8 protein-coding genes are annotated in these 7,028 nt (G+C 72.6%); 7 read left to right on the top strand and 1 reads right to left on the bottom strand.

What is annotated here, in order from left to right; genetic code table 11:
- From E2E34_RS28845 to E2E34_RS28815, 7 genes are all read left to right on the top strand, one after another.
- A partial coding sequence (locus tag E2E34_RS28845; protein ID WP_138904824.1) for a segregation and condensation protein A occupies positions 1-822 on the top strand: 822 nt, incomplete at its 5' end.
- Positions 750-1,454 carry an SMC-Scp complex subunit ScpB gene (gene scpB / locus E2E34_RS28840; RefSeq protein WP_279637910.1) on the top strand — a complete coding sequence of 235 codons (705 nt, stop codon included), beginning with the start codon at positions 750-752 and terminating at the stop codon, positions 1,452-1,454. The genes E2E34_RS28845 and scpB, both read left to right, overlap by 73 nt.
- A complete protein-coding gene (locus tag E2E34_RS28835) occupies positions 1,454-2,710 on the top strand; it encodes a pseudouridine synthase (RefSeq protein ID WP_138904823.1) in 1,257 nt (418 codons plus the stop codon). The genes scpB and E2E34_RS28835 overlap by 1 nt, the downstream gene beginning before the upstream one ends.
- A gap of 129 nt (positions 2,711-2,839) precedes the next feature.
- Positions 2,840-3,493 carry a nicotinamide riboside transporter PnuC gene (pnuC, locus tag E2E34_RS28830; protein ID WP_138904822.1) on the top strand — a complete coding sequence of 218 codons (654 nt, stop codon included), beginning with the start codon at positions 2,840-2,842 and terminating at the stop codon, positions 3,491-3,493.
- Positions 3,490-4,569 carry an AAA family ATPase gene (locus E2E34_RS28825; RefSeq protein ID WP_138904821.1) on the top strand — a complete coding sequence of 360 codons (1,080 nt, stop codon included), beginning with the start codon at positions 3,490-3,492 and terminating at the stop codon, positions 4,567-4,569. The genes pnuC and E2E34_RS28825 overlap by 4 nt, the downstream gene beginning before the upstream one ends.
- On the top strand, positions 4,566-5,315 hold the full coding sequence (locus E2E34_RS28820; protein WP_138904820.1) for an NUDIX hydrolase: 750 nt from the start codon (positions 4,566-4,568) through the stop codon (positions 5,313-5,315). The genes E2E34_RS28825 and E2E34_RS28820 overlap by 4 nt, the downstream gene beginning before the upstream one ends.
- Positions 5,312-6,334 (top strand): ADP-ribosylglycohydrolase family protein, encoded by a 1,023-nt coding sequence (locus tag E2E34_RS28815; protein ID WP_138904819.1) that lies wholly within the window; start codon positions 5,312-5,314, stop codon positions 6,332-6,334. The genes E2E34_RS28820 and E2E34_RS28815 overlap by 4 nt, the downstream gene beginning before the upstream one ends.
- A gap of 17 nt (positions 6,335-6,351) precedes the next feature.
- Here E2E34_RS28815 and E2E34_RS28810 read toward each other — a convergent pair.
- Positions 6,352-7,028: nucleotidyltransferase domain-containing protein (locus E2E34_RS28810; RefSeq protein WP_138904818.1), on the bottom strand; the 677-nt coding region annotated here is incomplete at its 5' end.

Genomic DNA, 7,028 nt, shown 5'->3' with positions numbered 1-7,028 from the left:
TCACCGGACCGCCGGGAGGGCGCTGCCGGGGACGGGCGGTTCACCGTTCGGCTGGTGAACTTCGAGGGACCGTTCGACCTGCTGCTCCAGCTCATCTCGAAGCACAAGCTCGACGTCACCGAGGTCGCCCTGTCCAAGGTCACCGACGAGTTCATGGCGCACATCCGCGCGATGGGACCCGACTGGGACCTCGACCAGACCACCGAGTTCCTCGTGGTGGCCGCCACGCTCCTCGACCTCAAGGCCGCGCGGCTGCTGCCCGCCGCCGAGGTGGAGGACGAGGCCGACCTCGCGCTGCTGGAGGCCCGCGACCTGCTCTTCGCCCGGCTGCTCCAGTACCGCGCGTACAAGCGCATCGCGGACATCTTCAGCGAGCGGTTCGACGCGGAGGGCCGCCGGTACCCGCGTACCGTCGGCCTGGAACCGCACCACGCAGCGCTGCTCCCCGAGGTCGTCATCAGCATCGGCCCGGACGGCTTCGCGAAGCTCGCCGTGAAGGCCATGCAGCCCCGGGCGGAGCCGCAGGTGTACGTCGACCACATCCACGCGCCACTGGTGTCCGTACGGGAACAGGCCGAGGTGGTCGTCGCGCGGCTTCGGGACCTGGGGGAGGCGACGTTCCAGGTGCTGACCGAGGACGCCGCCGACACCCTGACCGTGGTGGCCCGCTTCCTCGCGCTGCTGGAGCTCTACCGGGAGAAGGCCGTCGTCCTGGACCAGGAGGAGGCCCTCGGGGAGCTCATGGTGCGATGGACCGGCACGCAGACGGCGCAGCCCGTCGTGACGGACGAATTCGATCAAGTGGTGGAGGAGACATCGTGAGCGAGCCCGCGGCGGTCGCGGAACTCGGCCTCAAGCCCGCCCTGGAGGCGGTCCTCATGGTCGTCGACGAGCCCGCCACCGAGGAGCATCTCGCGAAGGTGCTCCAGCGGCCCCGCAGAGCCGTCGCGGACGCGTTGCGCGAGCTGGCCGACGAGTACGCCGTACAAGGGCGCGGATTCGAGCTCAGGCTGGTCGCCGGGGGGTGGCGCTTCTACACGCGCCCCGAGTACGCGGCGGCCGTCGAGAGCTTCGTCCTGGACGGGCAGCAGGCCCGGCTCACGCAGGCCGCCCTGGAGACCCTCGCGGTCGTCGCGTACCGCCAGCCGGTGAGCCGCTCCCGGGTCTCGGCCGTGCGGGGCGTGAACTGTGACGGTGTCATGCGGACCCTCCTCCAGCGCGGTCTGGTAGGGGAGGCGGGCACGGAACCCGAAACAGGTGCGATCCTGTACAGGACGACGAACTACTTTCTGGAGCGGATGGGCCTGCGGGGCCTGGACGAGCTCCCGGAGCTCGCGCCATTCCTCCCGGAGGCGGACGCGATCGAGGCTGAGACGCTAGAGGGTGTGCCGTCGTTCGATGCGGACGCCCCGTACGCCTCGGACACACACGCAGACGACAAGACGGAATTTTGATGCGAAGCAGCAGCGGCAGGAACAGCGGAAGCGGCAACGACCGGAACCAGCGGGGCGCGGGCAAGGGGCGCGACGACAAGCAGAAGCGCTCGGACCGCCCGGACCGCCCCCGCCCCGAGGAGCGCCGTTACGACGTCGGCCGTGACGCCCCCGGCGCCCGCGAGGGCGGCGGCGCGGGCCGCGGCGGCAGTGGTGCCGGCCGTGGTGGCAGTGGCGGTGCCGGCCGTGGTGGCGCGGGCGCCGGGCGCGGCGGCAGCGGTGCCGGTGCCGGCCGTGGTGGCGCGGGTGCCGGTCGCGGTGGCAGTGGCGCCGGCGGTTCCGCGGGCACCGGCAGCCGCGGCGCGTCCGCGCGCGGTGGCGCCAAGGGCGGCCCCAAGGCCCCGCAGGGCGGCTTCCGCACGCCCGGGCTGCGCCGCGGCCCGCAGAGCGCCCCGTCCCGTCCGCGCGAGCTCGACGCCAAGCTCGAGGAGCGCGTGCGCGAGCGCCACAGCAAGCCCCAGGTGAAGACACCCAAGACGTTCCCCGGAGCCGAGCAGGAGGGCGAGCGCCTGCAGAAGGTCCTCGCCCGCGCGGGCATGGGTTCGCGGCGTGCCTGCGAGGAGCTGATCGAGCAGGCCCGGGTCGAGGTCAACGGCGAGATCGTGACCGAGCAGGGCCGCCGGGTCGACGTCCACAAGGACGAGGTCAAGGTCGACGGCCTGACGGTCGCCACCCAGTCGCACCTGTTCTTCGCGCTCAACAAGCCGGCCGGCGTCGTCGCCACGATGGGCGACCCCGACGGCCGCCAGAACCTGAACGACTACGTCAACAACCGTGAGACGCGTCTCTTCCACGTGGGCCGGCTGGACACCGAGACCGAGGGCATCATCCTGCTCACCAACCACGGCGAGCTGGCCCACCGTCTGACCCACCCCAAGTACGGCGTGAAGAAGACCTACCTCGCCGCCATCCAGGGACCGCTCCCGCGCGACCTGGGCAAGCGGCTCAAGGACGGCATCGCGCTGGAGGACGGGTACGCCCGCGCCGACCACTTCCGCGTCGTCGAGAACACCGGCAAGAACTACCTGGTCGAGGTGACCCTCCACGAGGGCCGCAAGCACATCGTCCGCCGCATGCTGGCCGAGGCCGGCTTCCCCGTCGAGCGGCTCGTGCGGACCTCCTTCGGGCCGATCCCGCTGGGCGACCAGAAGTCCGGCTGGCTGCGCCGCCTGACCAACACCGAGGTCGGCATGCTGATGAAGGAAGTCGGCCTGTAACCGAGTTCCTCCCTCCGCCTTCGAGCCCCGGCGGGTTCCTGTACGTACAGGAACCCGCCGGGGCTCTTTCGCGCTTGTGGAACGGCCCCCCGCGCCTTTATAGTCATCCTGACCATAAAGGAGGCGGGCGTGAGTCTCGCGGACATACTCGGGCCGTTGCAGCAGCCGCTGGTGACCGTCCTGGACACACCGGTGAGCTGGACGGAGGTTCTCGGGTTCGGCAGTGGCGCGCTCTGCGTCTGGCTCGTCGCCCGGCAGCACCTCGCGAACTGGCCGATCGGCATCGCCAACAACCTTTTCTTCGTCCTCCTCTTCACCCAGGCGGGCCTGTACGCCGACGCCGGCCTGCAGGTCGTCTTCATCTCCCTCGCCGCCTACGGCTGGTGGACCTGGACCCACGGGGGTGGACCAGGCTCCCCGTCCCTCCCGGTACGGCGCACGAGCCGCACCGAGTGGACCTGGCTGCTGGCGGCGGGGGCGGTGGGGACCCTGACCCTCACCCTGCTCCTGGACCGCGCCACCGATTCGACCGTCCCCTTCTGGGACGCCCTGACGACCGCGCTGTCCCTCATGGCGACGTACGGGCAGTGCAGGAAGCGCCTCGAATCGTGGTGGCTGTGGATCGCGGCCGACGTCGTGTACGTCCCGCTGTACGCGTACAAGGAGCTGTACCTGACGTCCCTGCTGTACGTCGGTTTCATGGCCCTGTGCGTTCTCGGGCTGCTCAACTGGCGGCGCGGCGGCGCTTCCCTGGAACAGCCCGTCGCGCGGGCCGCCGTATGACCGCGTACAAGCACGGCCTCGTACTCGGGAAGTTCTATCCGCCGCACGCGGGACACCACCACCTCGTGCGCACCGCCCAGGAACGCTGCGAACGGCTCACCGTTCTCGTGTGCGCCTCGTCCGTCGAGTCCGTACCGCTCGCCGAACGGGTGGCGTGGATGCGGGCGGCGCACCCCGGCGCCGACGTGGTCGGCGCCGTGGACGACATCCCGGTCGATATCACCGACCCCGCCGTCTGGGACGCGCACATGGCGGTGTTCCTGGAAGCCGTGCCCGAGGCCGTCGACGCCGTCTTCACCTCGGAGACGTACGGCGAGGAGCTCGCCCGGCGCTTCGGCGCGGAGGCGGTGTGCGTCGACCCGGACCGCACGGCCTTCCCGGTCTCGGGAACGGCCGTCCGCGCGGACCCCGTCGGCCACTGGCACTTCCTGGAAGCGCCGGTACGGGCCGCTCTCGCCCGGCGCGTCGTCGTCCTGGGGGCCGAGTCGACCGGGACGACGACCATGGCGCGCGCGCTCACCGCGCACTACCGGGCCCGCGGCGGCGTATGGGAACGGACGCGGTGCGTTCCCGAGTACGGCAGGGAGTACAGCGAACGGAAGCTCGCCGCGCTGCGCGCGCAGCGGCCCGGCGCCGACTGGCCGGACGTCGTCTTCGACACGGAGGAGTTCCCGCTGATCGCGCGACGGCAGTGCGAAAGGGAGGACGCGGCGGCCGGGGCGGGCTCTCCCGTGCTGTTCTGCGACACGGACGCCTTCGCCACCACGGTGTGGCACGAGCGCTACCTCGGCGCCCCCAGCCCCGAAGTCGCCCGCGTCGCCGCACGGGGCGGGCAGCACCTGTGGCTGCTCACCGACCACACGGACGTGCCCTTCGAGGACGACGGCCTGCGCGACGGCGAACACCTGCGGCCCTGGATGACGGGACGCTTCCGCGAGGAACTCCTCCGCACGGGGCGCGGGTTCGTCACCCTGCGCGGACCGCACGAGGAACGGCTCGCGACCGCCGTCACCGCCGTGGACGCGCTGCTCGCCGAGGGCTGGGGCTTCACCGACCCGCTGCCGGAGAAGCGATGAACGGCAGCGACGGGGCGCCGTACGACCCGCACGCCTTCGAGCCGTTCGCCGTGACCGTCGACCTCGCCGTCTTCACCGTCCGCGAGGGCGGGCTGCACGTCCTGCTGATTCGGCGCGGCCAGGACCCGTACGCCGGGGCGTGGGCCCTCCCGGGCGGCTTCATACTGCCCCGTGAGTGCGCCGAGGACGCCGCCCGCCGCGAACTGGCCGAGGAGACCGGGCTGTCGCGGGAGTCCGCCGCCGCCCTCCATCTGGAGCAGCTGCGCACGTACAGCGATCCCGACCGCGACCCGCGGATGCGCGTCGTCTCCGTCGCGTACACCGCCCTCGTGCCGGGGCTGCCGGAGCCGCGCGGCGGCGGCGACGCGGCGCACGCGCAGTGGACGGCCGTCGGGGCCCTGCCGGAGCTCGCCTTCGACCACGCGCGGATCATCGCGGACGCGCGGGAGCGCGTCCGCGCCAAGCTCGAGTACACCTGCCTGGCCACCGCCTTCTGCCCGCCCGAGTTCACCCTGGGCGAGCTGCAGCAGGTCTACGAGACGGTCTGGGGCGTCGAGCTGGACCGGCCCAACTTCCGGCGAAAGGTGCTCGCCTCACCCGGCTTCGTGGAGCCGGTGGACGGCCCGCCCCGGCGTACCGGAGGACGCGGCAAACCCGCCGCGCTCCACCGGGCGGGGACCGCCACCACCCTGCATCCGGCGCTTCTGCGCCCCGAACGACGATCCGAAGGAGAACGGTCCGAATGAAGCAGGCAGCCACCGGGGCCCTCCTCGGGCTCGCGCTGGGGGACGCCCTCGGCTTCCCCACCGAGTTCAACGACGTGCCCGCGATCCTCGCGAAGTGCGGGCCGTGGCGGGAGATGGATCTGCCGTCGCCCGCGATCGTCACGGACGACACCCAGATGACGCTAGCGCTGGGACGCGGGATACGGACCGCGATGGACCGGGGAGAGCTCGGGCCGCTGCGGCTCACGCGTCCCGTACGCGAGGAGTTCGTCGACTGGTACCACTCGCCCGAGAACAACCGGGCACCCGGCAACACCTGTCTCGTCGCCTGCCGGCTGCTCGACAGCGACCGGCCGTGGCAGCAGGCCAGCAGGCTCGGCTCCAAGGGGTGCGGGGCCAACATGCGGGTCGCGCCGGTCGGGCTCGTACCCGGCCTGAGCGACGAGCAGCGCGCCGGGGCCGCGCAGTTGCAGTCGGCGCTCACACACGGCCACCCGACGGCGCTGGCGGCGAGCGACCTGACGGCGCACGCGGTGCGGCTGCTCGCGCAGGGAGCGGAGCCCACCGGCCTGGTCGGGCTGCTGCGTTCGTACGCGTACGAGAACCGCACCCGGTACCACGAGCGCTGGCTCGGCGACCTGTGGACGCACGCCCACGACGCGTCGCCCGAGGACTTCATGGCGCGCGGCTGGGACGAATGCCTCGCCGTGCTGGAACGGCTCGCGGCGGCCCTGCGCACACCGTCGCCGGAGACGGACCCGTGCCTGGCGACGGGCGACGGCTGGGTCGCGGAGGAGGCACTCGCGACCGGTCTGCTGTGCTTCCTCCTCTTCCCCGAGGAGCCGCTCACCGCCCTGCGCCGGGCCGCGTGCACCAAGGGCGACTCCGACTCGATCGCCTGCCTCGCGGGCGCGTTCGCGGGAGCCCACCTGGGCGCGGCCGCCTGGCCGGCCGAGTGGACCGGGCGCATCGAGTACCGGAGCGAACTGCTGGCCCTCGGCGCGCTCTGGGACGCGCGAGCGGTCAACGCGGCGTCGTGACCGCGCCCGCCGCCGTCTCAGCGGGCCGACGCGCGGCGGGTACGCAGCAGGAAGTCCTCCACCCGGGCGCGGTCCGGCTCCGGCGGGAGGGGGGTCCTCGGCGCCGCCGCGTCGGCCTCCGCGGTGAGGGCCTCCATCCGGCGTTCGACCTCCCGCCACGGCACCTCCCCGCGCTTGACCGCCAGCAGCCGCTCGCGGTCCGCGCCGACGTCGATCACCAGCTCGCCCGTGCGCAGCAGATCGCGGCAGGAGGCGAGCAGGCGCAGCAGGTGCATGGCGTGCTTCCAGCGCGGGGCGCCGTGCTGCCGCACGTCCGCCTCCAGCTTCCTGCGCTGACCGCTCGCGTACCGGGCGAACGTCAGGTGGGCACGGCGGGAGAGGAACGCCTCGCGCAGGTCGAGCAGCTCGCGGCCGGTGGCGTCGGCGTGCTCGACCAGGGGGGAGTGCAGGCACTCCAGGATGTTGGGGTTGGCCACGAGGGCCAGGTGGCAGAACCGTTCCACCTCCCAGGAGAACCGCTCCTCCTCCGGGCCCTCGACATGCGTCGGCGGCTTCTCGAAGCGCCAGAACAGCGGCGTCGGCGCGACGAAGACGCCGCGCCGGTCGGTGTCGCTGCCCTCCGTGGCCAGGCCGAAGGCGCGGGAGCCCATCACGCAGGAGTACACCGTGTGGCGGCGTACGAGGTCTGTCTCTT

Source organism: Streptomyces albidochromogenes, from assembly GCF_005981925.1.
GTDB lineage: Bacteria > Actinomycetota > Actinomycetes > Streptomycetales > Streptomycetaceae > Streptomyces > Streptomyces albidochromogenes.
The sequence above is the reverse complement of the archived record's forward strand: the minus strand, read 5'-3'. Positions and strand labels throughout refer to the sequence as shown.

Excerpts from the sequence above, each read along its gene's own strand:
- scpB (WP_279637910.1), top strand. The coding sequence starts at position 750 with ATGGACCGGCACGCAGACGGCGCAGCCCGTCGTGACGGACGAATTCGA.
- E2E34_RS28835 (WP_138904823.1), top strand. The coding sequence starts at position 1,454 with ATGCGAAGCAGCAGCGGCAGGAACAGCGGAAGCGGCAACGACCGGAAC.
- E2E34_RS28825 (WP_138904821.1), top strand. The coding sequence starts at position 3,490 with ATGACCGCGTACAAGCACGGCCTCGTACTCGGGAAGTTCTATCCGCCG.
- E2E34_RS28820 (WP_138904820.1), top strand. The coding sequence starts at position 4,566 with ATGAACGGCAGCGACGGGGCGCCGTACGACCCGCACGCCTTCGAGCCG.
- E2E34_RS28815 (WP_138904819.1), top strand. The coding sequence starts at position 5,312 with ATGAAGCAGGCAGCCACCGGGGCCCTCCTCGGGCTCGCGCTGGGGGAC.